Below are 1,181 nucleotides of genomic sequence, written 5' to 3'. Positions count from 1 at the left end.
ACCCAGCCTGCTGGTAAAAATGATGGCAAGGAGACAGCCGGCAGCACCGGTGGCAACACAGACGTTAACGAAACCATTAGCCAGATCACGGTTAATGCAGGTGAAAACAGCACTGATAACAACTTCGGTGAAGTCCTTCCACCACCAGAACCCGCATCAATCTCGGGATTTGTTTATTGCGACGATAACGATGATGGCGTTAAAGATGCCGGCGAGGTGGGTCTGAACGGTGTGACGATTCAGTTACTGAACGCCGCCGGCGTTGTGATCAGCACGACCACCACCGCCGCAGATGGTTCCTATTCGTTCACAGGCCTGGATGCAGGCACTTACAGTGTCGTAGAACCTACCCAGCCCGCTGGTAAAAATGATGGCAAGGAGACAGCCGGCAGCACCGGTGGTAACACAGACGTTAACGAAACCATTAGCCAGATCACGGTTAATGCAGGTGAAAACAGCACTGATAACAACTTCGGTGAAGTCCTCCCGCCACCAGAACCCGCATCGATCTCGGGATTTGTTTATTGCGACGATAACGATGATGGCGTTAAAGATGCCGGCGAGGTGGGTCTGAACGGTGTGACGATTCAGTTACTGAACGCCGCGGGCGTTGTGATCAGCACGACCACCACCGCCGCAGACGGTTCCTATTCGTTCACAGGCCTGGATGCAGGCACTTACAGTGTCGTAGAACCCACCCAGCCTGCTGGTAAAAATGATGGCAAGGAGACAGCCGGCAGCACCGGTGGCAACACAGACGTTAACGAAACCATTAGCCAGATCACGGTTAATGCAGGTGAAAACAGCACTGATAACAACTTCGGTGAAGTCCTTCCACCACCAGAACCCGCATCAATCTCGGGATTTGTTTATTGCGACGATAACGATGATGGCGTTAAAGATGCCGGCGAAGTGGGTCTGAACGGTGTGACGATTCAGTTACTGAACGCCGCTGGCGTTGTGATCAGCACGACCACCACCGCCGCAGATGGTTCCTATTCGTTCACAGGCCTGGATGCAGGCACTTACAGTGTCGTGGAACCCACCCAGCCTGCTGGTAAAAATGATGGCAAGGAGACAGCCGGCAGCACCGGTGGCAACACAGACGTTAACGAAACCATTAGCCAGATCACGGTTAATGCAGGTGAAAACAGCACTGATAACAACTTCGGTGAAGTCCT

Annotated in this window: 1 protein-coding gene; it reads left to right on the top strand. The window is 53.0% G+C overall.

Annotated features, from left to right (window positions below):
- The coding region (locus C8R11_RS15810) for an SdrD B-like domain-containing protein (RefSeq protein WP_280523916.1) at nucleotides 1–1,181 on the top strand (1,181 nt) is incomplete at both ends.

The organism is Nitrosomonas aestuarii, from assembly GCF_003046585.1.
Lineage (GTDB): Bacteria > Pseudomonadota > Gammaproteobacteria > Burkholderiales > Nitrosomonadaceae > Nitrosomonas > Nitrosomonas aestuarii.
The sequence above is the reverse complement of the archived record's forward strand: the minus strand, read 5'-3'. Positions and strand labels throughout refer to the sequence as shown.